The organism is Litchfieldella rifensis (assembly GCF_042646605.1).
GTDB classification, from domain to species: Bacteria; Pseudomonadota; Gammaproteobacteria; order Pseudomonadales; family Halomonadaceae; genus Litchfieldella; species Litchfieldella rifensis.
The window spans coordinates 88,629-113,976 of record NZ_JBHRUG010000001.1; the positions used below are offsets into that span (position 1 = coordinate 88,629).

The window sequence follows — 25,348 nt, forward strand, 5'->3', positions numbered from 1 at the left end:
GCACGCCATCTGCCACCCCTCGCTGCTGCGTCACCTTGCCGCACGACGTCACGGCTCGCGGCCGTCACCCCGATCGTAATGAAACGTCATGTAGACGATGCCCGGCGCCATCACCAGGCGCCAGGCCAGCTCGACCTCGGCGTCGAAATGCTCATCGAAACAGCGTGCCGTGTCGATCAGGGTCTCGAGCCACAGATCATAGAGTGCCGGGCGGATGTCGAGATGCGCACGGCTATGGCTGATCGCCACCTGTGCCAGGTAATAGTCGGTGTTGCTCGAAGCGTAGAAGGCCAGCAGATGGTAGAAGGCCTTCTTCAGCATGGCCTGCTGGCGCGGCATGTCGGTATGGCGAAACTTCACCGCGACTTCCGGTGAGGCCGCCAGGAAACGTTCATAGAAGGCCGCAAAGAATTCCTGCCCGTCGATCTTGCGGCTCAGTGCACGCTCGAAACTGGCATCGAAGAGTTGTTCGACATCCATGGGACACCCGTGTGGCGGCCATGTATGCAGAAAGCCTAGACCAGGTCCTCTCTTCCGGCCTCGATTACCGACTTCGTCGTGCGCATCACATGACATAAATCAAGGCGATGCCGAGCGAGACTCACTAGCCTCAACTACAACATATGGTGCATCCGAACTGAAATACCAGCATATATAGGGAAAATCATGGATTCTGCCGCTCCACAGGCCGCGCCGGCCCGGCGCCTCGCGGTGGCCGCCACCGTCGAGGAATATCTGCAGCGTGCCGACTGGCGCGTGCATGCCAATGCCAACCAGGGCTACTCCCTGGGTGGACTGATCCTCAATGTGTCCGGCAAGCTGATCGCCAACTACTGGCTCGACGAGGTCTACCCCATCGAGGTCGGTGAGGCCCATCGCCAGGGTGACCTGCACCTCCACGACCTGGATATGCTATGCGGCTATTGCGCTGGCTGGTCGCTGCGCAGCCTGCTGCACGAGGGCTTCAATGGGGTGCCCGGCCGCGCCGAGAGCGAGCCGCCACGGCACCTCTCCAGCGCCCTGGGGCAGATGGTCAATTTCCTCGGCACGCTGCAGAACGAATGGGCCGGCGCCCAGGCCTTCAGCTCCTTCGATACCTACCTGGCGCCCTATGTGCGTCGCGACGAGCTGAGTTATCCACAGATTAAGCAAGCCCTGCAGGAATTCATCTACAACCTCAATGTGCCCTCGCGCTGGGGCAGCCAGACGCCGTTCACCAATCTGACCTTCGACTGGGTGTGTCCGGCCGACCTACGCGACCAGGTGCCACGGATCGGCGGCGAGGAGCAAGCGTTCACCTACGGCGAGCTGCAGCCCGAGATGGACCTGCTCAACCGCGACTATCTGGAGGTCATGGAAGCCGGCGACTGCCAGGGGCGGGTGTTCACCTTCCCCATCCCCACCTACAACATCACCGCCGACTTCGACTGGGACAGCGCCAACGCCGAGCGGCTGTTCGCGCTGACCGCCAAGTACGGCCTGCCCTACTTCCAGAACTTCCTCAATTCGGATCTCGAGCCGCACATGGTGCGCTCGATGTGCTGCCGGCTGCAGCTCGACGTCAGCGAACTGCTCAAGCGTGGCAACGGCCTGTTCGGCAGTGCCGAGCAGACCGGCTCGCTGGGCGTGGTGACGATCAACTGCGCACGCCTGGGCTATCGCTTCCGGAACGACGAGGCGGGGCTGTACCACGAACTGGACCGACTGCTGGCGCTGGGTCGTGACAGCCTGGAGATCAAGCGCGAACGCATCCAGGCGTGGATGGATGCCGGCCTATATCCCTATACCCAGCGCTACCTGGGCACGCTGCGCAACCACTTTTCGACGTTGGGGGTCAACGGCCTCAACGAGATGGTGCGCAACGTCACCGGCGACCGGCTGGATATCGCCAGCGAGGAAGGCCGCGACATCGCCCTCGAGCTGCTCGAGCACGTGCGCGCGCGGCTGCGCGAGTTCCAGGAGTCGACCGGCCACCTCTACAACCTGGAGGCTACTCCGGCGGAGGGCACCACCTACCGCTTCGCCAAGGAAGACGCCCGGCGCTTCCCCGGCATCCTCCAGGCCGGCACCCCGGAGGCACCCTATTACACCAACTCCAGCCAGTTGCCGGTGGGCCATACCGACGACCCCTTCGCCGCGCTGATCCACCAGGACCCGCTGCAGACCCGCTATACCGGCGGCACCGTGCTGCACCTGTATATGCACGAGAAGCTGTCCAGCGCCGCGGCATGCAGAACCCTGGTACAGCGGGCGCTGTCGCGTTTCCGGCTGCCCTACCTGACCATCACCCCGACCTTCTCGATCTGCCCGGTACACGGTTATCTGGCCGGCGAACACGAGTTCTGCCCGCACTGCGACGACGCCTTGCTGGCACAACGCGCCTCGGTCACCCACCCCGCGGTGAACTGATGCCATCTACCCACCACGAAAGGAGTCATGACATGAATACACCGTCTCAACTGCGCGCCAGCCTGCCCTCCGAGCAACGCCAACGTTGCGAGGTCTGGACCCGGGTCATGGGCTATCATCGCCCGGTGAGCCAGTTCAATGTCGGCAAGCGCGCCGAGCACCGCGAGCGCCGCCACTTCTCCGAAGGGGCCGCCGCCCTGTAGCCTTCCACGTCACACCATGCTGCCGGGGGCTACCACCCCCGGCCCGGGACACCGCAATGAACGATTCCGCCGCCCTCCGCCTGCCGATCGCCGGGCTGACGCCCATGACCACGCTCGACTTCCCCGGTCGCCTGGCCTGCGTGGTCTTCACCCAGGGATGTCCACTGCGCTGTGGCTACTGCCACAACCCCCAGATGCTCGTCCCGCGCCGTGGCGAGGCCCACGAATGGCAGGAGGTGAAAGGCTTTCTGGAAAGCCGTCGTGGCCTGCTGGAGGGGGTCGTCTTCAGCGGCGGTGAACCCACTCTGCATGTCGACCTGCCGGCCGCCATCGCGGAGGCGAAGGCGATGGGTTTTGCGGTGGGGCTGCACACCGCCGGCCCCTATCCGCAGCACCTGGCCAGGCTACTGCCGGATCTGGACTGGGTGGGACTGGACGTCAAGGGCCGGGGGCGCGACTTCGATCGCATCAGCGGGCGACCGGGGATCTGGCGGCGTCATGCACAGAGCCTGGAAGTCCTGCTCGAAAGCGGCATCGACTTCGAATGCCGCACCACCGTCCACTGGCGCGACTTCGCTCTGACCGATGTGGAACGCCTGGCACTGACCCTGGCCGACTGTGGCGTGCGCCACTATGCGCTGCAGGTCGCTCGGCAGGCACAATGCCTTGACCCCGACTACTGCCAAGCCGTCACCGGGGCGCCGCCCCAGTGGGCCCTCGAGCAACTGGCCAGGCAGCTCCGGCCCCACTTCGAGAGCCTGACGCTACGCCAGGAGTAGGCTGCTCACTTCATGCCCAGGCGCCGCGCCAGCTTATGCAGATTGCTGGGATCGACGCTCAGCAGCCGCGCCGCCGCCGCCCAGTTGCCGTGGGTGCGCTGCAGGGCGCGCTGGATGGCCTGGCGCTGCACACGGTCCACGCTGTCCTGCAAGGCTTCCGCGGGGGCCGCATCGGCCGCTGGGTCGTGGCGGTCGTCGGTCGATGGTGAGGCCGGTGCCAGGCTCTCCTGCGCCAGGTCGAGCAGCGCCGCCTCCAGGGTGATAATATCGCCGCGCGCCGCGCCGCGGCTCAAGGCCTTGATCGCCGCGCGGCTGATCACGTGCTCGAGTTCGCGTACATTGCCCGGCCAGCGGTAGTCGCAGAGCGCCGCCTCGGCGTCCGCCGCCAGGCGCAGGCTGCGTACCCCCAGTCGGGCGCGATTGAGTTCCAGGAAGTGCCCAGCCAGCACCAGCACGTCATTGCCCCGGTCACGCAGCGGTGGGATGCGCACCGGGTACACCGACAGCCGATGGTAGAGGTCGGCGCGGAAGTGGCCATCGCGCACGCTATCGCGCAGCCGCCGGTTGGTGGCGGCGATGATGCGCACGTTGACCCGCCGCGGCGTGTCCTCGCCGAGGCGCTGCACCTCGCCATTCTGCAACGCACGCAGCAGCTTGGCCTGGATCGCCAGCGGCAGTTCGCCAACCTCGTCGAGGAACAGGGTGCCGCCGTCGGCGGCCTCGAAGCGCCCGGGTCGTGCCGACTCAGCCCCGGAGAACGCGCCCTTCACGTGCCCGAACAGCTCGCTTTCCGCCAGCGACTCGGGCAGCGCCGCGCAGTTGACATGGACCATCGGCTTATCGCGACGCGGCGAACACTGATGCAGACGGCGGGCGAACAGTTCCTTGCCCACCCCGGTCTCGCCACTGAGCAGCACCGGCAGTTCGGAATCGGCGACCACGTCCAGCTCTTCCAGCAGGCGCTTGAGCGGCGTGCTGTGGCCGAGGATCTCACCGTCGTCATGGCGGCTGACCGGCACCCCGGCATCGTGGCGCACCACGCGCAGGCCGCGGATATCCTGCTCCAGGCGCGTCATGCGCACCGCGGCCTCGACCAGCAGGGTGAAGCGCTGCAGATCGTCCTGTGCCTGGGGGGCGAAGACCCCGGGTTGCAAGGCATCGAGGGTCAGCACCCCCCAAGGATCCCCTTCCACATGCAGGCTGATGCCCATGCAGTCATGCACATGCAGCGGCTCGCCGGAGTGCTGCTCGATCAGGCCGTCGTAGGGGTCGGGGAGGGTCGAATCCGGGGGAAAGGTCACGGTCTGGCGACTGGCCAGGATCGCCGCCAGGCGGGGATGCTGGGCGATCACGAAGCGCCGTCCCAGGGCTTCGCGCACCAACCCGTCCACCGCCACCGGGATCAGTACTTCGTCGCGCAGGCGCAGCAGGCATACCGCCCCGCAATGGAAATATTCGCGCAGCGTATTCACTAGCCGCTGCAGGCGCACGGCACTGGGCAGGTCGGTGGTGAGATCGGCAAGCAGGGTGTCCTGGAGCATGGTGATTTTTACCCTAAGAAGGTGATATCCACCCTACTCCAGTCGGGTGGTTTTTACCACGAAAAATAAAAACCCATTAATATCAGACAATTAAAACATGGCATACCACTTGCTATGGGTAGGAGGCATGTCTTTTCTTCAGGAGACCTTCATGAACCTACTCGACCAACCCGTCGGGCACCTGGCGCGCGACCTCCCCGGCGCCACCCGTGTCTTTCATGACTACCACATCGACTTCTGCTGCGGCGGTCGTGCCACCCTGCGTCAGGCGCTCGCGGAGCAGGGACTGGGAGACGACAGCCCCCACGCCAAAGCGCTGATCGAGGCCCTGGCCGCGCTCCCGGCCCAGTCGCATGATGAGCGCGACTGGCGCCAGGCCACGCCGAGCGAGCTGATCGATCATATCCTGGTCCGCTATCACCAGGTGCATCGTCAGCAGCTCAGCGAGCTGCTGCGCCTGGCCCGCCGCGTCGAGCAGGTGCACGGCGACAAACTCGACTGCCCCAACGGCCTGGCCGACCACCTGGACACCATGCGTCAGGAAATGGAAAGCCACATGCAGAAGGAAGAACAGATCCTCTTCCCCATGCTCAAGCGCGGCCTAGTCGATCAGGCCCAGGGCCCCATCGCCGTGATGCGTCACGAACACGACGATCATGGCGCGGCGCTCGAGCGACTGATGGCCCTGACCCACGACATCACCACGCCCAAGGGCGCCTGCACCACCTGGCGCGCCCTCTATGCCGGTCTGCGCGAGCTGCGCGACGACCTGATGGAACACATCCACCTGGAGAACAACATCCTGTTCGAAGACCGCATAGCGCCTAGCGTCGGGGAGGTGCAACATGGGTGAGTATCGTCGACTCTGGTGGATGCTGATCGCCGTCCTGGCGATCACGTTCGGCATCCTGGGTTACTTCGGCCGCGAGGTCTATCGCCAGGCACCGCCGATCCCCGATCAGGTGGTCACCGAACAGGGCCAACTGCTGATGAGCGAGGAGAGTATCCTCGACGGCCAGACCGCCTGGCAGTCGGTGGGTGGCATGCAGCTCGGCTCGATCTGGGGTCACGGTGCCTACCAGGCACCCGACTGGACCGCCGACTGGTTGCATCGCGAACTGCTGGCCTGGCTCGACCTGGCCGCCGAGGAGGAGTACGGCCAACCCTACGCCGAACTCGATCGCGAACAGCAGGGCGTGCTCGAGAATCGACTCAAGGCCGAATACCGCACCAATACCTACGATGAGGTGCGCGATCGGGTGGTGATCTCCGAGCGACGTGTCCAGGCCATCGCCGCCACCGCCGACTACTACGATCGGCTGTTCGGTGGCGCCCCGGAGCTGCAGGGCACCCGCCAGAGCTATGCCATGAAGGAGGACACGCTGCCCAGCGCCGAGCGTCGCGCGCAGATGACCGACTTCTTCTTCTGGACCGCCTGGGCCGCTGCCACTGAGCGTCCCGACAGCAGTGCCACCTACACCAACAACTGGCCGCACGAGCCGCTGATCGACAACCGGCCGACGGCGGAGAACATCATCTGGTCGATCGCCAGCGTGGTGCTGTTGATCGCCGGCGTCGGCCTGTTGGTGTGGGCCTGGGCCTTCCTGCGCAAGGAAGAGGAGGAACCAGCAGCGCCCAAGCAGGATCCGCTCACCGGTTTCCCGCTCACCGCATCGCAGAAGGCGCTGGGCAAGTATCTGCTGCTGGTGGTGGGCCTGTTCACCTTCCAGGTCATCCTGGGCGGGGCGACCGCGCACTATACCGTGGAGGGCCAACACTTCTACGGGATAGAACTGTCACGCTGGTTCCCCTACTCGCTGCTGCGCACCTGGCACATCCAAAGCGCGCTGTTCTGGATCGCCACCGGTTTCCTCGCCGCGGGCCTGTTCCTGGCCCCGATCATCAACGGCGGCAAGGACCCCAAGTTCCAGAAACTGGGCGTGGATATCCTGTTCTGGGCACTGGTCGCCGTGGTGGTCGGCTCCTTCGTCGGCAACTACCTGGCGATCAACCAGATCATGCCCGCCAACTGGAGCTTCTGGCTGGGTCATCAGGGCTACGAGTACGTCGACCTGGGCCGCCTGTGGCAGATCGGCAAGTTCCTGGGCATCGTGTTCTGGCTGGCACTGATGCTGCGCGGCATCGTGCCGGCGCTGTTCAAGCCCGGCGACAAGAACCTGCTGGCCCTGTTCACCGCCTCAGTAGTGTGCATCGGGCTGTTCTACGGTGCCGGTTTCTTCTACGGCGAGCGCACCCACCTCTCGGTGATGGAGTACTGGCGCTGGTGGATCGTCCACCTGTGGGTCGAAGGCTTCTTCGAGGTCTTCGCCACTACCGCGCTGGCCTTCATCTTCTATAACATGGGGCTGGTGTCGCGCACCGTGGCCACCAGCGCCAGCCTGGCCTCCGCCTCGCTGTTCATGCTCGGCGGCATTCCCGGCACCTTCCACCACCTCTACTTCTCCGGCACCACCACGCCGGTGATGGCGGTGGGGGCAACCTTCAGTGCCCTGGAAGTGGTGCCGCTGGTGGTGCTCGGCTACGAGGCGTGGGAGAACTGGCGCCTCAAGCAGCGCGCTCCGTGGATGGAGAATCTCAAGTGGCCGTTGATCTTTTTCGTCGCCGTGGCGTTCTGGAACATGCTGGGCGCCGGGGTGCTGGGTTTCATGATCAACCCGCCGATCGCGCTGTATTATATTCAGGGACTCAACACCACGGCGACCCATGCCCATGCGGCACTGTTCAGGGTCTACGGCTTCCTGGCCCTGGGCTTCACCCTGCTGGTGCTTCGCTACCTCAAGCCCGACCTGGTGTTCAATGAGCGGCTGATGAAGACCGCCTTCTGGTGGCTAAACGGTGGCTTGGTGCTGATGCTGTTCACCAGCCTGCTGCCGGTCGGCATCATCCAGTTCGTTGCCAGCGCCAGCGAAGGGCTGTGGTACGCTAGAAGCGAAGGCTTCCTGCAGCAGGGCCTGCTGCAAACGCTGCGCTGGGTGCGCACCTTCGGCGACGTGGTGTTCATCGTCGGCGCCCTGGCGGTGACCTGGCAGGTGGTTTCCGCACTGCTGCTGCCGGGACGCGAACCGGCGGCCGCCATGGAGCAGGAGGGTGAACAGGAGGGCGAAGTCTCGACATAGTCGTCAGCACCTCGATCCCCGACGCATGCGCCGGGGATCGGAAGTTTGACAATCCGTATTAACATTCACATAAAATGTATTTTAATCGTCTATGTCTGCATCGCTCTGGCGCCGTGGGGCGTGTCAGCACGAACGGGGCCACGGCGCGCCCCACTTGATATCATCACTCTCCGCTTCTCATCCCGGGCTGCCACCGCCATGCATATCACCCGCTATACCGACTATTCGCTGCGCGTCCTGCTGTTCGTGGCCCTGAAGGGAGAAGAGCGCTCCACCATCAGGGAGATCGCCGAACGCTATGGCATCTCCCGCAACCACCTGATGAAGGTCGTGCAGGAGCTCAACCACAAGGGCTACCTCGAAGCGACCCGCGGCAAGCATGGGGGCCTGCGCCTCAAACGCCCTCCTCACGACATCAACATCGGTGCCCTGGTCCGCGATACCGAACAGGACCTCGCACTGGTCGAATGCTTCGGCGCTCACAACCAGTGCGTCGTCACTCCGGCCTGTCGCATCAAGCCCATGCTCGGCGAAGCCCTGGAAGCATTCTTCCAGGTGCTCGACGGCTATACACTCGCCGACCTGCTAGGCGATGCCGAACGCCCGCAACTGCTGCGACTACTGAAAATAGTAAGCTAGGTCGCCGGGCGGCGTGATGACGCAGGTCAAAGGGGGCGAAATTAAGGCCAGGAGGATGTGGGGCTTGTATCAGTGAAGACTGTCACTGGATGACTACGCCGTACTCAATGCCTTAACCAGCCTGATCGGCGCATCAGAACCTTCTCGACCTCGAGAACCACCATGATCGCCATACCGATGCTGATGATCAGTACCCCATCAGCTACATCAAGCGGCCGGGTATCAAACAGCACGTGCATGACCGGCAGATAGGTGAAGGCAAGCTGGGCCACAACGACCACGGCGACAGCAATCAGCACGGCGGGTGTTCCCAGCACGCCGCGCCAGTTGAAGGAGGTCATGTGCAGATAGCGCACGTTGAAGAGGTAGAAGATTTCCAGCACCACAAGCGTGTTGACCACCATGGTACGAGCTGTGGCCAGTTCGTCGCCCCGGCTGAGCGAATAAAAGAAAATGCCCAGGAGCGCGGCCAGGAACAGGAATGAGACGAGTACCACGCGCCAGACCAGGAACGGCGTCAGCAGCCCCTGCTCGACAGACCTTGGCCGGCGACGCATGACATTCGGTTCGGCCGGCTCGAACGCCAGGGCCAGGCCGAGAGTGGCCGCCGTAACGAGGTTGACCCATAGGATCTGGACCGCCGACATCGGCATGGCGAAATTGAACAGAATCGCAACAATAACCGCCAGCACTTCGCCGCCATTGGTGGGCAGCGTCCACGCCACCACCTTGCGGATATTGTCATAGACCACCCGGCCTTCATTCACGGCGGCCACGATGGAAGCGAAATTATCGTCGAGCAAAACCATCTGCGACGCCTCCTTCGCCGCGTCGGTCCCCTTGTGTCCCATGCCGATGCCGACATCAGCCTGCTTCAATGACGGGGCATCATTGACGCCATCTCCGGTCATTGCCACGACGACACCGGTCGACTGCAGCGCCCGAACGATGCGCAGCTTGTGTTCGGGGTTGGTCCGGGCGAATACACTCGTCTCGGCGACAACGCCGGGTAGGTCGCTGTCCGGGATGTCGTCGAGCTCATGCCCGGTGAGTACGCGCGGATTCTCGCCAAGCCCCAGCTGTCGGGCAATGGCCGCAGCGGTCACGCCATGATCGCCGGTAACCATCTTCACCATGATCCCGGCGGAGTGACACTCTTCGATGGCAGCGATGGCCTCTTCACGGGGTGGATCGATCAAGCCTGCCAAGCCAATAAAAACCAGCCCCTGCTCCAGATCGGCGAAAGCCAGCCTCTCGCACCCGGGCGGAGCCCTCTTTACGGCAAAACCCAGCACACGCTCGCCCTGCGCGGCCGCCTGGGCGATCCGCGCCGTCCAGTCATTCCGGTCGAGCGGTGCGGTACCGCCGCCGACGACCTGTTCGGTACATACATGTAGCAACTCATCCGGGGCACCCTTGACGAAAATGCAACGCTCCCCAGCGGTATTCTGGTTGAGTGTCGCCATGAGGCGGTGCTTGGCGTCGAATGGAATTTCATCGATACGCAGCCAGTCACCCCGGGTGGGCTCCGGAGCCAGGCCGGCCTTGATGGCCAGCACGACGAGAGCACCCTCCATGGGATCGCCGATGACATGCCAGTTCCCCCCGACCTGATCCAGCTGCGCATCGTTACACAACAGCCCGGCCAGAATCAGCGACTCACTTTCCAGCCCGTTAACGGCGGGTTCGGCCTCCAACCGCCCCTCCGTCCCATAGCCCGAGCCGGTGACCATGAGCCGGCCACTGGCGACTTCCAATCGCCGTACCATCATCTCGTTGCGGGTCAGCGTACCTGTCTTGTCGGAGCAGATGACCGAGGTGGCCCCCAGCGTTTCCACGGCAGGCAGTTGTCGGACCGCAGCGTTGCGACGTGCCATACGCTGCACACCGATAGCCAGCGTAATGGTAATGACGGCCGGCAATCCCTCCGGGATGGCGCCCACCGCCAGGGCGACCACGGCAATCAAGGCTTCCGGCCAGGCATAGCCACGCACCAGCACCGCGAACAAGAACAGTGCTACCGTGATGCCGAGCGTTATCCAGGTAAATCGTGTGCCAAAGCGATTGATCTGGCGCAGAAGTGGTGTCGTCAATGGCTGGACATCGCGCAACAGGGTGCTGATTCGTCCCATCTCGGTATCGCTACCGGTAGCGACGACCACCCCCGTGGCCTGCCCGGTAGCCACCAGTGTGCCCGAATACGCCATGGAGTGGCGGTCACCCAGTACCGCTTCGCCTGGGGCAGGTGCTTCCTGCTTTTCGGCAGCAACCGACTCGCCGGTCAGGATAGCCTCTTCGACCCGCAACGAACTGGCACGGATGAGTCTCAGATCCGCGGGCACCCGGTCACCTGCCTCCAGCGAGACGATATCACCGGGAACGATCTCTTCGACCGGCACCTTGATGCGCCGCCCTTCCCTCACGAGATGAGCATGCGGTGCGACCAGGTTACGGATCGCGTTCAGCGCGCGTTCCGCCTTGCCCTCCTGGACGAACCCGACAATGGCATTGACCAGCACGACAGCGAGGATGACCGACGCATCGATAAAATGACCCAACAGCGATGCGGCAAAAGCCGCAGCCAGAAGGAAATAGATCAGGGCATTATGGAAGTGGGCCAGAAAGCGAAACAGAGGGTGGCGGCCTGCCACCGGAGGAAGCTGGTTGCGCCCATACGTGTCCAGGCGCCTTAGCGCTTCGTCTGGCGTCAGCCCCGAGGGAGAACTTTCCAGCGACGAAAGTACCTCTTCGACATGCCTGGCATGTACGCCCACAGACGGGGCCTCTGTGGGGGGACCGGTAGGTCGTGTGGCAGACGGTGTCTCCATGCCTTCTCCAAAGCATCGCTTAAGCGCGTTTCCATTCGGCAAGATCCAGCATAATCACGGCACCCACCGATCCCGGGCGGTGACTGGCACCGATCAGGGCAATTGGAGGAGGAAAACAATGCCTCAAGATTGCAGATCGACATCGATCCCCCCACGCACATCGCCGCCGAAGTCGTCCTGTCAAACGCGCCTCTACTGACGTCCACCATAAGCAGAAAAGAGCCAATGCAAATTGACGCAGATCAAGGACACCATGTCATGGGAATGAATCCGGAGCCCGCTTCCATGTCACCGGAACCTTGATCTTGATCAAGTTGTGCCTGCGGCCACCTTCCATACTGTTTTACCTATCATGAGGCGTGGCTGCGACAGGAGTCTTCTGTGCCTGCCGAGCCAACATTGTACGGTCCTGTTACATAGTGATGCACTTGTGGAGTACGACAACGATGAAAGCGCTTGTATATGAAGGCGTAGGCCAGCGTGCCTGGATAGACAAACCCCAACCGGTCATCGAGGCCCCTACGGATGCCGTGGTACGGATTACCCATACAACGATCTGCGGTACAGACCTGCATATCCTAAAAGGGGATGTACCCGCCGTGGAACCCGGCAGGACATTGGGGCATGAAGGTATCGGCGTGATCGAAGAGATAGGCGATGGAGTGACCAATCTCAAGAGAGGTGACCAGGTTCTCATTTCCTGTATCACATCCTGCGGTCACTGCGACTATTGCCAGCAGGCGATGTATGCTCATTGCCGACATGGCGGCTGGATCCTCGGTCATCTGATCGATGGGACGCAGGCCGAGTATGTTCGCATTCCCCATGCCGACAACAGCCTCTATCGCTTACCGTCTGGACTTGAACCCGCGGCAGCGCTCATGTTGAGCGACATCCTGCCCACCGGACATGAAATCGGCGCGCTCAATGGCGAGGTCCACCTGGGCGATACCATCGCCATCGTCGGGGCTGGCCCCATTGGTCTAGCCGCCCTGCTCACTTCTCGCTTCTATTCCCCGGCACGTATCATCATGGTCGACCCGGATGAGAACCGTCTGGCCGTCGCACGCCAGCTCGGTGCCACCGACACTATCGCTGGCGACCCGGTGGAAACCGTGCTGGGGATGACAGACGGCGAGGGTGTGGATGTCGCCATGGAAGCGGTGGGTATTCCGGAGACCTTCGATGTGTGTCAGCGTATCCTGCGTCCCGGCGGCCGCCTCGCCAACATCGGTGTCCATGGCCGCAGTGTCGAGTTTCGTCTCGAGGATCTTTGGATCAAGAACGTCACCATTCGTACCGGACTGGTGAATACCAATACCATCCCTGTGCTGATGCGCTTCCTCGAATCCGGCGGAATCGATGCCGAGAGCCTGGTCACCCATCGGTTTACGCTCAATGACATCGAGCAAGCCTATGACGTGTTCTCCCGAGCAGCTTCTGAAAAAGCCATCAAGATGCTACTAACCGCAGAATAGCAGGAAAAGCACTGCTCTCATCTCAGCCTGTGCGACAGCAATGTCATCAGGCTGAACGGCTCGAGGGAGGTTGAACCAGGCGTCCGGCGCGAACACGATGACCGTCTGCTGGATCCACCAGCCGTCCAGCAGGACGAACTGCAACGGGATCGTGTACTTCAGGATCACCTCGTACCCAAGCTTGAGACCGCGGTAGACGACGGGTCCTACGAGGGCGATCGCGTGGAACCGGATCGTCAGCCAGGGCGTGCCGGCAACTTCTTCCCAGAGTACTTGGGTGTCGGTGCCGGGCTGAAATTGTCCGGTGATCGCGTCTCCCACTTAGAGTTATTTGATAAGTGCCTTGGCTTGAGCGGCCATGTCGAGTGCCACGCTGATGAACTCAGTGGTTTGCAGGATCTGATTCTGATTGAGGGCCGCGTGGCGGAGCAAGGCGAAGTATTCTTGTGTATCGGTGAGCAGATCGCGAAAGTCCGAAAGGGTTTCCATAAACGCCTTCGCATCTTCGACCACCGTGGCGCGTGCGGCAAGAGAGGCTGGATCCGGGTTCTGCCGCATTTGATCGGTCATCTCAGTGAATTTCTGTGCGGCTCGAGCCCGGACTATGAGCTTCATATCACGGACATCCTCCTCCAGGAGCTTGAGGAGGACTAGCGTTGGATGACCGCGATAAGTCTTTGGCTGACCGGTTATCCTGTCCGGAACTGAGACGCTGATCTCTTGCTGAAGGGCGTCGATCAGATCCTCTCGCGTTTGAGCCTGCTCGATCGCATCGATCAAAGGCGAGATCCCCTCGATGGAGAGCGCTCCAGTCGGCTCAAATGCGCTGCCAAGGACGGTCGATAGTGGCGCGAGCGAGGCCTTGACCTCCTCAAGGCACCGGCCGGCTGCCAGGCCGGACATCGCGTCATTGAACGCAAGCATCGAATCCAGCGCTGCATAGCGTTCGGAGAGACCTACCTCTTCGGTTTCGGGGGCCTCGTCGATGTAATCGTCAAGCACCAGGATATAAGCGGGGCTGAACCGTTCGATCCCACCGGTGTTTCCCAGCGCCGAGACCTTTCCTCGCACGTTGAACTTTGCATAGATCGCTCGGGCTGATTGATCCACCTCCTGGTACGCATCGGTGAGGAGAGCCACCTCCTGTTGCGGACTCACCGCGCAGGCGGAAAACATAACAGATAGAATACTGATAGTGACCAGGCGCATATATTTAATGCCTAATGACTATGAATATAGCCTTGAATAGGTGATGGCTCATACTACATGTGAAGACAAAATCGAGGCACAAAAGCCACTCCCCCATGCCCGGAAGATGTTTCGCCAGATAGTAATCCATCTTCGTCAATAGTATGGCATGAAAGCAGAAGACTGGAGAGAAGAGAGAGAAGTTAAAGCCGTTCACTTACCTGAAGTCTTGGCGCTCCTACTGGCGGTATTCATTATCCGGTGACGATTCACTTGACTCGCTATTCGTCGCTCTGGACCGATTCGTCGAGGGTGGTGTCGGCTCCCACCGGCTCGCCGTCGAAGGTCACCCGATACAGACCGCCCTCTCCCCTATCGGAGGTGAAATAGAGCGCACCATCCGGCGCAAAGGCGATGCCGGCGGGACGTGCCCAACGCCGTCCCTGTTCGTTCTGGAAACCGCTCAGCAGCTCGCTGACCTGCCCCTGGCCTTGCTCATCGAAGGTGATGCCCACGATTCTCGGTTTGCGACGAGTCGCCGGGTCGCCAGAGACACGACCGTCCGGCTGTGTTGCCGAACTGCCATGTACCGCGACGATGGCATCCAGCGCCAGGCCATTGCCTTTGGGGAGAAACGCCAGACCTAGGGGCGCGCTGCGTGCGGGAAGGGTAGCAACCGGGGGCGGAATGACGTCCGCCGACTGCGGTGGTTCGCTGCCGACGCAGTCGTCGCGACGATATTCCCCCGCCACCCACTGGAACCAGGGCATGCCGTGGAAACTGCCTTCCTCGGTACGCACCACCACTTCTCGCGGCAGCTCGTAACCCCAATGATCCGGGCCGTTGTTGGTGGCAAAGAGAACGCCTTCGTGATTCCAGGCCAGCCCGACCGGGTTGCGTAGACCGGTGGCATAGGGTCGCCATTGTGGCGAGTCGCCGCTTTCGTCGAGCACCATGATGCCACCGCGGCGATCGGCAAAATCGTAGCCCTCGCCGATGAACTGATCCGAGCAATTGCCTTGAATGCCCAGGGATAGGTAAATCCGTCCATCGGGACCAGTCGTCAGCGTTCGGGTATTGTGTCCGTCGCCGCCCGGCAGCTTGGCGACCTCCTCGAAGTCATCGGCCGCGAGGGACGCGCCGGCCTGGTAATCGGCCCGCATCAAGGCCGTGGTGGTGGCGACATAGAGATGATTGCCGCGTTGTATCACGCTGTTTGGAAGGTCTCCGATTTCGGCGAGAGAGGTGGCTTGGTCGTAGGGGGGAACCGAACGGTAGATGCTGCCGCTTCTGCTGCCGATGAACATCTCGCCATCGAGGCCGATGCTGATCATTCGCGGCGAGTCCAGTGAGGCGACTTTTTCCACTTGGACGCCTTTGGGCGCCCTGAGCTGTTGATCGGTACCGGCAACATCGATCGTCTGCAGGTCGTCATTCCGCTCCTGGCCAAAGGAATTGCCGGAGACGGCCAACGCCAGTGCCAACATACCGAGCCGGGGCAGGGACCGAAGGTGGCCCCAGCGGCAAGCGGGAAGGGAGTTGACGGACATGATTTCGACTTCTTGAATCGGGTCGTCCTGGATAGGACGACCACCTTCCGGGTGACATCTTCGGCTTGCATACAACGGCAGCGTTTCATCCCAAGTGTAGCTGACCCTTGGGCCCCCTTTCATTCTCTTATTGCCCTCGGTCAATCATAGCGGTAGTCAGCATAAATAGGCACAGCGGCGATACAGCAAGACAGGCGGACATCAGTGACCTTTCCCTTCGGAACCCACTGCTTGCGCTTGCCCAGTTTTGGTGTCCACCTCATACCTTCGTCCTAGAAACGTTGGAGTATAATATCGACACTAATCATCGTGTGCTAGATTCACGGGGCGAAAGCCATCACTCAGGGAAATGACGATATGAACAAAGGGGATCTGATCGAATGTATCGCACGCGAGGCAGGGTTGAGCAAAGCCCAGGCCGGCAACGCACTTGACGCCTTCACCGCCTCCGTTACCGAGGTACTGAAGCAGGGGAATGCAGTGTCCATGATCGGTTTCGGAACGTTCCAGGTGAGTCAGCGTGCTGCGCGCAGGGGACGTCATCCGCAGACAGGGGCGGAAATCGTCATCCCGGCGTCAAAGAGCCCGACGTTCAAGGCGGGGAAAGGGCTGAAGGATGCGGTGAAATGAGCTAAGACATTTTGCTCCATGGCCAGGGCGAACTTTCGTTCGCCCTGGCAAGAGGACGCCCCATCACCTGACGGATTGCTTCGTCCTCGAATTCGAATGAATGGCGCTGGTTGTGGGCAAAGACTCCCTCCTAAGCTCGAAGCATAGCCCGGCGAGGTCTACTCGACCGTGGGAAGTCCACACTCAGCGAAGGTGGTCAGCTATGGCATCAGAGGCTGTTCGCTGCCTCAGCGCTTGTCTCATCCAGAACTCCAGCACCTCGTCATCACACGGATGAGATTGCGATTGAATGGTTAACATAACGCGACTCCTGAAATGGCGACACAGTCAGGATAGCCTAAAATTGTTGCAACGCAGCACGAAGCAAGTCCCGAAGAACCTGAAAATGATCTGATCGAACGTATCGCGCCCAGCCGGTCGTGCACTCGAGGCCGTCACCACCTCCGTGACCGGGGTCTGTAGCGGGGGATACCAGCGAATTGACGGATTCCGCGACTCTCCACCTTCGTGGCTGCTGCCGCATCAGCGGAATCAGCACGCCATGTCCCCACGAATCGCGTTGTAACGCTAAACTGGTAGATACCCATCCAACGTCAGGAGGGTGCCATGGAACAGCGATATGAAGTACGCGCCGTTTACACGTATCCGGACAAGTCCCACCCACAGGATTGGGAGGTCGTGGACTTACATCGAAATGACATCGTGTCGGTGCACAAGACTCGCGATGAAGCCAATGCGGCAGCTGCCGACCTGGAGGAACATGAAGTGCATCGTTGAGAAGCAGAAACGTTAACTAGGGTTTGTACGAAAAGTCGCCGAGCGATGGCCAGACAAGGCAAAAATTAGCGAAAAAGCGGAGTTTACGTGGGTGTAAATGAGCATTTTGAGCTGATTTTTAACGCCGCATGGTCGAGCGCAGGCAGTTTTCGGACAAAGCCTAGTGACGGGAAGCTTTTGATGCCTTATTCGGTTAGGCGAAAGGAGGCAAAACGACCTCAGCCAGGTTTACATCAATTGAAAAAAGCCAGGGTCATATCTTGGCCCTGGCATTTCAGAAATGACTGACTCCATTCTATGACAGGAGGCTTGTTCGCAGCCCCTCTCGTCTTCCATAATCAACTCACCCTCGGCTCGTTCAATATTTCCAGCTGATCGCCTCCCTGTGCGTCTCTATAGCAACCACATCCGTAGCAGGGTCGGACACAATCATGCCGAACAGTTGAGTGCAGTTATCATCTTAAACCCATAGCTCTCCTCTATTCAGGTTTTACTAATGGGATCTCTGGTGACATACAGAGACGCCGGTATCAGTGCCACCAAGGATCGGAGCCGCCTAACGACATTATCGCTCTGGGGCTATGATGTTCCTGCTGGTTAGCCACTCCTTGGCTAGCCGTATTGCGGAGGGATGCACTGCGCTGTTCCCAGTATGACGAACCCAATGCCACAGGAGCGACTGTATTAACTTCCCTCATGCCACCTTCGTTAGTCACCTGATGAAAACGTGCACTGCGCTGTTCCAGGAATGACGAATCCGATGCCATAACAGTGTTTGCAGCAAGCATACCAACGACGAAGGTAGCGGCCAACGTCATGAATTTCATGGGATACCTCATTGTGCTCATGCACAAATTGTTGCCTCACGAATCACTCGCCGATATTCGACGCTGTGATCAATGTACCCAATCATGCCAACAGCCATACCCGACATTATTTTGGGGAAGAGGAGTCGCGGGAAGAAGATGGGTTGACTGAACGGAGCAAGCCTAGGTTCTTAGCGCTTAGCCTTTTTGACCGCCTTAAGTGGGCGTCCGGCTTTGGCCAATTGATTATAGCTCGTGGCGGAAAAGGCAAAATAACTATTTTAAGGAGCCAAAAGATTAGAGGCATCCAGTTGGAAGTCCGCTCATGATCGGCATAGGATTTGAGAAGAAGGACTACCACAACACATTGATCTTCCTGAATAATGGGATCAACGTTTTTATTCGTGCCAGAAACTGCTCGTAATAAATCATTTCTTATTGTTATTTTTTCAGGTTGGGTAAAGAAGATACAAAAACATGCGTCGTCATCGATCGAGGTCGAGGCAGCGTCCGACAAGGTGGCTTTAGTCTGACAATGCCCCATCACTTCTCCGGTGAGCGACAGACATCTTCCATGTTTCATGAATATCAGAATATATGGTGGAAAGTATTACTTGCAGGGATGGTTGGCCCAATTGGACTCGAACCAGAGATCAAGGAATTGTGAGTCCTACCCTTGGCTAATGAAGCTGACCAATACGCTGCTTGTGCATGGCTCAGCGAAGGAATCGATGCAGGAATTCTTGAGATATGACCAAGGCCACGGAGCGCAAACTGCGCATTTCTATACGGTATGGCTGAAGGCATGTGCCGTGGCGGGATACCTTCCCGCCACGGCACTCATCCATCAACGAACCATTACTTCTTAATCAGACCACGATGTCGGCTCAGTGGCCTGCCTTGGCCTGCTGAAGTGGCGGTTCGGATACCACACCGGCAGTCTTGCGAATCCGCAATTGGCTCGCTATCGCATCGAGGAACTCGTCAGCCCTCGCTTGCGGCGCCTTGCTCAACAGGCTCACGCCGACGAACAGCACGCTGGAAACGATGATGCCCCAAATGCCGGCCGGCAGGCCCAGGAAAGAGTTGCCGATGGCATAGACGAAGAGCACGAAGGTACCGGTACCGATGACACTGACCAGGGCACCGGCAGCGGTACCGCGCTTCCAGTAGAAGGCGCCGATGATCGCCGGTACCACGGCCACCAGACCGGAAGAAGCGGCTACCGACAATACGGCGATCAGGTCGAGTTGCAGTTCGGCGAAGCCAAGCGCCATCAGGGCGATCACCGGAATCACCACCTTGCCGACGATCAGCTGGCGTTTCTCGCTCGTGCCGGGCTTGACGTTGGCATAGACGTCACGTGCCAGCATCGAGGAGAGCGTAAGCATGATCGAATCGATGGTGGAAACCGCGGCAGCCATGATGCCGATCATCACGATCACGCCGAGAAGCGGTGGGACATGCACGGAACCGAGCAGTGTCGGGGTGGCCAGGTCGGCGCTTTCCAGCCCAGGGAAAGCCGCCAGTGCCGAGAAGCCCCATAGCACCGAGACCAGGGTATAGATGAAGCCGAAGACCAGGAAGCCGAGCAGCATCTGGCGCATCGAGCGCAGCGATGCCGGCATGAACAGGCGCTGGCTGACCTGCGGGTTGGAAAGGCTGAAGAAGAACCAGGGAATGGTCAGGCCCAGGAAGGTGACGAAACTGAACAGGCCGCTACCTGGCACCGTCAGCGACTGCGGATGCTCGGTGGCCAGGGTGTCGAACAAGGCACCGAAGCCGCCCAGCCCCTGAATGACCAGCAGAGCGACGAGGGTCGAGGCCACTACCATCATGATCGCCTGTAGCGAATCGGTCCACATCACCGAGCGAATACCCGCCACGTAGGAGAAGAAGATCGCAATGGCGGTAGCCAGTATCACGCCGGTGGTGAAGGGAATGGCGCCCCCCGTGGTGCCCTGGAGCAGATAGCCGACCCCGGCGAGCTGCACGGCGGCATAGGGAATCAGGAACACGCAACTGGCGATCGACACCGCCATGGCGACGTGCTTGCTGTTATAACGGTGGCCAAGCATCTCGCTGGGCGTGACGAAGCCGAACTTCTTGCCCACCGCCCAGAATTTCGGACCGAAGATCGCCACCAGCGACACGCCGGCGAAATAGACGATCTCGAAGCCCAGCGCGCCGACGCCGCCCGCATAGGTCAGGCCGGCCAGCCCGACCATCATGAAGGCGCTATAGGTCGTGGCACTGTAACTCAGCGCGGAGACGAAACCATTCATTTGCCGGTTGCCGAGGAAGTACCCCGACATGTCCTGCGACTTGCCCTGGCGGGACAGGATGGCAATGGCGATGGCAACCAGCAGGTAGATCGCCACCGACCACCAGATAAGCGACTCGGTCATGATCATTTCCCCTCGAAGTCTTTTGTGATGAAGACATTCAGCGCAATCACGGCCAGACCGGCGACGGTCCAGAACAGGAAGCTTCCGTACCACGCTTGCACGTCGGTCAGCAGGGTGTAGGGGACCAGGTAGCAGAGCAGCACCACCGCCCATACCAGCCATACCCATTTACTTCGTTGCATGTTCCACCTCGTCTTGTTCGTAGCGTCAGAGTGGGAGTTTTTCGCCATGGGTCGTGGCGAAAATCGGTGTCACGCACTTAGCCGTGCGTCTTGTTATCGTCCTTGCGGATTTGCGACACGCGTTCGGTGATTCCCGACCAGGCGGGTTCCCCAGGTGCGAAACGGGCCCGGAGGTACTCGACCAGGGTCGTTACCTGCGAGTCGCTGAAGCTGTCGGCGAAACCCGGCATCTCGCCGATACCGGGAACGTTGGTCGCGTGCACGCCGCCCAGAATCGACTGGATGACGTTGTCGGGGCGCTCGCTATACAGGTTGGTATTGAGTGCCAGTGACACCTTGGCCTGAGTGAACGATGGCAGGCCGGTGTCGACATGGCAGGAGGCGCAGGCGCCATCGAAGAGACGCTCGCCAGCTTCCAGGCCAGCAGGACTCGTTGCCGCCCTGGCCACTAGCTGTTGTGCCTCGAGGCGAACATCGTCGGCATCGCTTGCCGGTGCGTTCATCTGGGCCGCCACATAATGGGCGATGGCGCGCACATCGGACTCCGGAAGCTCACCAAGCCCGGCCACCACCGGTGCCATTGGCCCCGATGCCACGCCATGCAGTTCGGACTCGCCACCGCGCAGGTACTGGTATAGCGACTCCTCGCTCCAGGGAATCGGCGAGCGGGACAGGGTATTGAGAGGCGGCGCCTCCCACCCCTCCACCAAGGCGCCGGCCAGGTAGCGCTCACCTCCCTGCTCGGCGCCCAAGGCATTGCGCGGCGAGTGGCAGGCACTGCAATGCCCCAGCCCCTCGGCGAGATAAGCGCCGCGATTGTACAGATCGCTTTGGGACGGATCGGGCTGGAAAGGGCTGGCATCGTGATACAGTGCGTTCCAGCCGGCCAGCAGCGCGCGCACGTTGAACGGAAACGACAGTTCGTTGGCCGGCGGCTCCGCACTGACCGCGGGCTGCGCCATCAGGTAGGCGTAGAGTGCCTGCATGTCGGCGTCGCTGGTCTTGGCGAAGGCCGTGTAGGGAAAGGCCGGATACAGGTGCCGACCGTCGCGGCTGATACCGTGACGCATGGCCCGCTCGAAGGCGGCATAGGACCAGTTGCCGATGCCGGTCGCCTCGTCGGGCGTGATGTTGGTGCTATAAAGCGTGCCGAAGGGCGTATCGAAGGCCCTGCCGCCGGCATTATCGATACCGCCTTCGGCGGTATGGCAAATGACGCAATCGCCCACCTCGGCGACCAGCCGCCCACGCTCGATGGTCTCCACCGAATACAGATTGGCGGCTGGCCGGGCCACCGGTGCGATAGGCGATTTCCAGGGCCACAACATGGCAGCCGCTCCTGCCGTCACCACCGCCGCGCCGGTGAGCCAGCGCCAGCGCGTTGCGCGTCGTCCGGTTGCCGCCTCGCCACCCCTTGCTCCGCACTCACCCTGCAAGGTCTGGCGTACTCGGCTGGCGGTAAAGGGGGGCTGGCGGAAACGCACACCAGTGGCATCGAAGAGCGCATTGGCGATCACCGCGACACCGGGCGAAAGGTCCGCTTCGTCGAGTGGCGACAAGGCTGATACCGGCTCGCCATCGCTGCGCGTCATAGGGGTGGAACAAGATGTCCCGGCGACATTTCGGGCCTCGGCGACCAGACCGCGTCGGCTCTCCTGCATGGATGACGAATCGCGATTACCGCCCCCATTCTCGCCCCATTCGTCGAAACTCGGCTCCCTGGCCAGCAATGGCCTGGCCACCCCCAGCACCCGCTGCTGCAATGTCTTCTGCAACTGCGCCGTATCGACCAAGGGACCGGAGTCCTGACCGACGACCAGACGGGTCAGGCGCACGTCGCCGGTAACCCGGTTGACGTCGATATCGGCAACCCACGCCGAACGAACGCCTTCCTCGACACGACCATGCCGGTCGGGCAATTGTGCATAGGCGAAGCCGCGGCCACGGCGCACATCCGCCGTCGATCCCTCCTCGCTGGCCTTGGTCGGCCAGGACCATCCGGCGCGCCGGGTCACCGACTCGATCAGCTCCACACCGCGAGGGTCGTCGAGGTGGCGCAGGCGCAAGGCCACGGGGTCCTGACCGCTTTCCCTGGCCACCTCATCGAGGAAGGATTCCCGAGCGAAGCCATGCTGCCATTCAAGCGCACGACCGTCGTCATGGCTTCCCCGCGCCTCACCGGGGACAGCCAACCGCTGGTCGCGGAACACATAGGGAGAGAACGGCGGCGACGCCGGCTCGCCGGTCGCGACATCGTCGTCGTGTCGGCGTGTTTCGAGCATGCCGCTCAGCCACAGCGCCACCACCGGCGTATCGCTGCCGACAAGCTCCTGACGATTGCGATAGCGCTCGATCCCGCCCTGTGCATTCCATTCGACACTGACGGCTATGCGCTGGGCCTGGCCCAGGGCTTCGACATCGCGCGCATAGCTGGCATCCAACCACACGGCGACCGGTCGCCCCACCGCCCTGGACAACAGCGCCGCATCGGCGGCGGCATCGTCGCCGCAGTGCCTGCCGATGCCGGATCCTGAAGCCACATCGTGCAGTTCGATGGCTTCCCCGGCCAGGCCGGTGAGCGCCATCAGGTCGCGCTCGAGCAGCACCGGGGTCGTCGTTGGCGCCCAGATATCGAGCCGATCACGACCATGGTCGGCAACGACCCAGCCCGGCTCGTCGCCCCAGCGCATCCGGCTTGGCCAGCCATAGTGCCGTGTCAGATACCGACCTAGCGTTGCGTCCGCTTCGGCAGGGTTCTCCTGATGCGACGACTCCACTCGCAACGCCCGCCCCTGTTGGGTGCCATTTTCCGCAACCTCCAATGGCTGCCACTCCAGTCGCAAGCGCCGGGCCGCCTCGCGCGCCGCTTGCAAGCTGGTGGCCACGACACCCACGAAGTTGCCCTCGACCACGACCTCGATCCTGCCTGGTAGTGTCGCGACGCTCTTGTGATCCACACCCTGCAGTCGAGAGCAGACAAAAGTGCCGTCATCAAGACGGTAGGCGGGTGGGCGGATCACGACCCCGAATCGCCCTTCGCCACCAAGCGACTCGGGCCGCCGATCGATGCCTGTCGAGCGATGAGATGCGGAAGCGTTCATGCGCATCCCTCCTCGTCGTCATGACCAGCGGCCCGATAGGCAGCCTCGAGGATCTCGACATGCGTGCCGCAGCGGCACAGGTTGTGCTCGAGAGCGGCCCGAATCGACTCTTTGGAGGGGTGAGGGTCACGGTTGAGCAGCGCACGCACGCTCATGATCATGCCGTTGAGACAATAGCCGCACTGCGCCGCTTGCTTCTCGATGAACGCGGTCTGCACCGGGTCCAGCCCATCAGGCGTTGCCAACCCCTCGAGCGTCGTCACCTCATGACCGATGACGGCCGCCACCGGCAGCACGCAGGCGCGCGCCGCCAGGCCATCGACGAGCACGGTGCAGGCGCCGCACTCGCCCAGGCCGCAACCGTACTTGGGGCCGTTCAGTGCCAGGTCATTGCGCAGCACATGCAGCAGGTTCGTTTCCGGTGCCACCGCGATACGGTGCGACTGCCGATTGACGGTCAGGGTCAGCGTTCGTGTCATGGGGATTCGATCGTTGTTGTTGGCTTTCGCTCCCCACTGGGAGCGGGTCAGGTCTCGATACGCGATGCCTCCGGCGCCACCACGTCACCTTCTTTCACCACCGCCATGTCATCCAAGTAGACAGAGCAATGGCGCATGGGGATATCCATGTGGCATGGCGTGTTGCGCGGCCCGCCGACCTCGGTATTGGGACCGGTGGAGAACAGGAAGTTGCCATGGAAGGCACGCGCGTCCATGCCAATGGCATCGTTCTTGTCATGCAACCCCAGGGCCGTCCACTGCGCACGGGGCTGCAGCCCCCAGCCGATGTGCGAAATGGCATACACATCGGGATCCTTGAAGTGGGCCATGTACTCGCGCAGGTACTCGGCATCGAAGCCGCCATGGATGCGACGGATGAATCCTTCCTCGATCTCCAGCGTGACCGGCTTGTCGCGCACGTAGGTCTTGAAGGGCAACAGGATATCGCCGATGTCGAGCACCAGCTTGCCCTCGGCGCTGCCCTCGTTGGGCCACGAGAACAGAAAACCGCTCGGCCAGTGGTCCCAGCGCCCCGGCTCGTCGGCAAAACCGTACTCGGTCACCACCGGGTACTGGCCCAACCTGGCGCGGAAGTCAGTTCCCGCTGCCGATGTCACCCTGAAGGTCTCGGCCGCTTCGAAGGGCTGACGCGCCGCCTCGACCCGCCGCTTGTCCTCCAGGCTCGGCAGCATGCGCGCCAGCATCTCCGGCGGCTCCACGGCCAGCAGGATGCGGGTGCCGGACTTGAGGATCGCCTCCTGCTCCGGCGAGTGCAGCAGCATCATGGTATCGACCACCAGGTCGGCTGCCATCAGCGCCTGCTGCGCCGCAGGATGGCCGGTCAGGGCGGTATGGCCGACATAGGCCGTCAGATCGTTGCCCATGGCGGTGCGGTGGTTGAAGGCCGGCAGCTCGACGGCATAGGCCTTGGCTCCTAGCCGGTACGACGCCTCCATGGCGGCCGTGACGATGAACGGGTTGGAGTAGTGGCTCTTGAGCACCGCGACACTCTGGGTCTCGTCCACCCGTGACAGCTTCAACACGTGCTCGAAGTGCTGGGTCAATTCGCTCTGACTGACTGGCATCTTGTCACCTTTTCTTCCCGTCCCGCACCAGCAGGGTGCAGGTCCTCTTTGATTTGTAATTTATGGTGTATACGCTTATTACTTGATGTGTCTACAAGGTATAGCAC

At 61.5% G+C, this 25,348-nt stretch carries 20 protein-coding genes; 9 read left to right on the forward strand and 11 right to left on the reverse strand.

Annotated elements, in window-relative coordinates:
- Window positions 1-48: 48 nt before the first annotated feature.
- Window positions 49-480 (reverse strand): globin, encoded by a 432-nt coding sequence (locus tag ACFOEV_RS00395; protein ID WP_386770456.1) that lies wholly within the window; start codon window positions 478-480, stop codon window positions 49-51.
- 186 nt (window positions 481-666) lie between these two features.
- On the opposite strand from ACFOEV_RS00395, the gene ACFOEV_RS00400 reads away from it, so the two are divergent.
- Genes ACFOEV_RS00400 through ACFOEV_RS00410 form a run of 3 tightly spaced genes read left to right on the forward strand, consistent with a single transcriptional unit; the run spans window position 667 to window position 3,391 of the window.
- Window positions 667-2,409 carry a ribonucleoside triphosphate reductase gene (locus tag ACFOEV_RS00400; protein ID WP_386770458.1) on the forward strand — a complete coding sequence of 581 codons (1,743 nt, stop codon included), beginning with the start codon at window positions 667-669 and terminating at the stop codon, window positions 2,407-2,409.
- A 32-nt stretch (window positions 2,410-2,441) separates the two neighbouring features.
- The gene (gene nrdD, locus ACFOEV_RS00405; RefSeq protein WP_386770460.1) at window positions 2,442-2,612 is read left to right on the forward strand and encodes an anaerobic ribonucleoside-triphosphate reductase; all 171 of its coding nucleotides are present in this window, start codon (window positions 2,442-2,444) and stop codon (window positions 2,610-2,612) included.
- A gap of 56 nt (window positions 2,613-2,668) precedes the next feature.
- Complete coding sequence (locus ACFOEV_RS00410) at window positions 2,669-3,391, forward strand: anaerobic ribonucleoside-triphosphate reductase activating protein (protein ID WP_386770462.1); 723 nt, start codon at window positions 2,669-2,671, stop codon at window positions 3,389-3,391.
- Window positions 3,392-3,396: 5 nt separating this feature from the next.
- Here the strand turns inward: ACFOEV_RS00410 and norR are convergent, their stop codons facing one another.
- Window positions 3,397-4,932 carry a nitric oxide reductase transcriptional regulator NorR gene (gene norR, locus ACFOEV_RS00415; protein WP_386770464.1) on the reverse strand — a complete coding sequence of 512 codons (1,536 nt, stop codon included), beginning with the start codon at window positions 4,930-4,932 and terminating at the stop codon, window positions 3,397-3,399.
- Window positions 4,933-5,083: 151 nt separating this feature from the next.
- On the opposite strand from norR, the gene ytfE reads away from it, so the two are divergent.
- From ytfE to ACFOEV_RS00430, 3 genes are all read left to right on the forward strand, one after another.
- Window positions 5,084-5,785, forward strand: coding sequence for an iron-sulfur cluster repair protein YtfE (gene ytfE / locus ACFOEV_RS00420; RefSeq protein ID WP_386770466.1), 702 nt, complete (start codon window positions 5,084-5,086; stop codon window positions 5,783-5,785).
- Entirely contained in the window at window positions 5,778-8,069 is a 2,292-nt protein-coding gene (locus ACFOEV_RS00425; RefSeq protein WP_386770468.1) for a nitric-oxide reductase large subunit, read from the forward strand. The genes ytfE and ACFOEV_RS00425 overlap by 8 nt, the downstream gene beginning before the upstream one ends.
- A 198-nt stretch (window positions 8,070-8,267) precedes the next feature.
- The gene (locus ACFOEV_RS00430; RefSeq protein ID WP_386770470.1) at window positions 8,268-8,708 is read left to right on the forward strand and encodes an RrF2 family transcriptional regulator; all 441 of its coding nucleotides are present in this window, start codon (window positions 8,268-8,270) and stop codon (window positions 8,706-8,708) included.
- A gap of 104 nt (window positions 8,709-8,812) precedes the next feature.
- Here ACFOEV_RS00430 and ACFOEV_RS00435 read toward each other — a convergent pair whose 3' ends face one another.
- Complete coding sequence (locus ACFOEV_RS00435) at window positions 8,813-11,536, reverse strand: cation-transporting P-type ATPase (RefSeq protein WP_386770472.1); 2,724 nt, start codon at window positions 11,534-11,536, stop codon at window positions 8,813-8,815.
- Window positions 11,537-11,982: 446 nt separating this feature from the next.
- On the opposite strand from ACFOEV_RS00435, the gene ACFOEV_RS00440 reads away from it, so the two are divergent.
- Window positions 11,983-13,014: a zinc-dependent alcohol dehydrogenase family protein gene (locus tag ACFOEV_RS00440; protein ID WP_386770474.1), complete on the forward strand. Its 1,032-nt coding sequence runs from the start codon at window positions 11,983-11,985 to the stop codon at window positions 13,012-13,014.
- Here the strand turns inward: ACFOEV_RS00440 and ACFOEV_RS00445 are convergent.
- The 3 genes from ACFOEV_RS00445 to ACFOEV_RS00455 all read right to left on the reverse strand — a co-directional run bounded on the left by ACFOEV_RS00445 (window position 13,000) and on the right by ACFOEV_RS00455 (window position 15,752).
- A complete protein-coding gene (locus ACFOEV_RS00445; protein WP_386770476.1) occupies window positions 13,000-13,335 on the reverse strand; it encodes a hypothetical protein in 336 nt (111 codons plus the stop codon). The two genes, ACFOEV_RS00440 and ACFOEV_RS00445, sit on opposite strands and share 15 nt — an antisense overlap.
- Before the next feature lie 6 nt (window positions 13,336-13,341).
- Window positions 13,342-14,223: a hypothetical protein gene (locus ACFOEV_RS00450; RefSeq protein WP_386770478.1), complete on the reverse strand. Its 882-nt coding sequence runs from the start codon at window positions 14,221-14,223 to the stop codon at window positions 13,342-13,344.
- 260 nt (window positions 14,224-14,483) lie between these two features.
- A complete protein-coding gene (locus ACFOEV_RS00455) occupies window positions 14,484-15,752 on the reverse strand; it encodes a PQQ-dependent sugar dehydrogenase (protein WP_386770480.1) in 1,269 nt (422 codons plus the stop codon).
- Window positions 15,753-16,109: 357 nt separating this feature from the next.
- On the opposite strand from ACFOEV_RS00455, the gene ACFOEV_RS00460 reads away from it, so the two are divergent.
- A complete protein-coding gene (locus tag ACFOEV_RS00460; protein ID WP_386770482.1) occupies window positions 16,110-16,382 on the forward strand; it encodes an HU family DNA-binding protein in 273 nt (90 codons plus the stop codon).
- Window positions 16,383-16,988: 606 nt separating this feature from the next.
- A complete protein-coding gene (locus tag ACFOEV_RS00465; protein ID WP_386770484.1) occupies window positions 16,989-17,159 on the forward strand; it encodes a hypothetical protein in 171 nt (56 codons plus the stop codon).
- Window positions 17,160-18,852: 1,693 nt separating this feature from the next.
- Here the strand turns inward: ACFOEV_RS00465 and ACFOEV_RS00470 are convergent.
- The 5 genes from ACFOEV_RS00470 to ACFOEV_RS00490 all read right to left on the reverse strand — a co-directional run bounded on the left by ACFOEV_RS00470 (window position 18,853) and on the right by ACFOEV_RS00490 (window position 25,241).
- Window positions 18,853-20,373 carry a sodium:solute symporter family protein gene (locus tag ACFOEV_RS00470; RefSeq protein WP_386770486.1) on the reverse strand — a complete coding sequence of 507 codons (1,521 nt, stop codon included), beginning with the start codon at window positions 20,371-20,373 and terminating at the stop codon, window positions 18,853-18,855.
- Between the two features lie 2 nt (window positions 20,374-20,375).
- Window positions 20,376-20,555: a hypothetical protein gene (locus ACFOEV_RS00475; protein WP_016417263.1), complete on the reverse strand. Its 180-nt coding sequence runs from the start codon at window positions 20,553-20,555 to the stop codon at window positions 20,376-20,378.
- A 77-nt stretch (window positions 20,556-20,632) separates the two neighbouring features.
- Window positions 20,633-23,656: a c-type cytochrome gene (locus ACFOEV_RS00480; RefSeq protein ID WP_386770488.1), complete on the reverse strand. Its 3,024-nt coding sequence runs from the start codon at window positions 23,654-23,656 to the stop codon at window positions 20,633-20,635.
- Window positions 23,653-24,135 carry a (2Fe-2S)-binding protein gene (locus ACFOEV_RS00485; protein WP_386770490.1) on the reverse strand — a complete coding sequence of 161 codons (483 nt, stop codon included), beginning with the start codon at window positions 24,133-24,135 and terminating at the stop codon, window positions 23,653-23,655. The genes ACFOEV_RS00480 and ACFOEV_RS00485 overlap by 4 nt, the downstream gene beginning before the upstream one ends.
- Before the next feature lie 47 nt (window positions 24,136-24,182).
- Window positions 24,183-25,241, reverse strand: a complete 1,059-nt coding sequence (locus ACFOEV_RS00490; protein WP_386770492.1) for a 2,5-dihydroxypyridine 5,6-dioxygenase — start codon at window positions 25,239-25,241, stop codon at window positions 24,183-24,185.
- Window positions 25,242-25,348 lie beyond the last annotated feature (107 nt).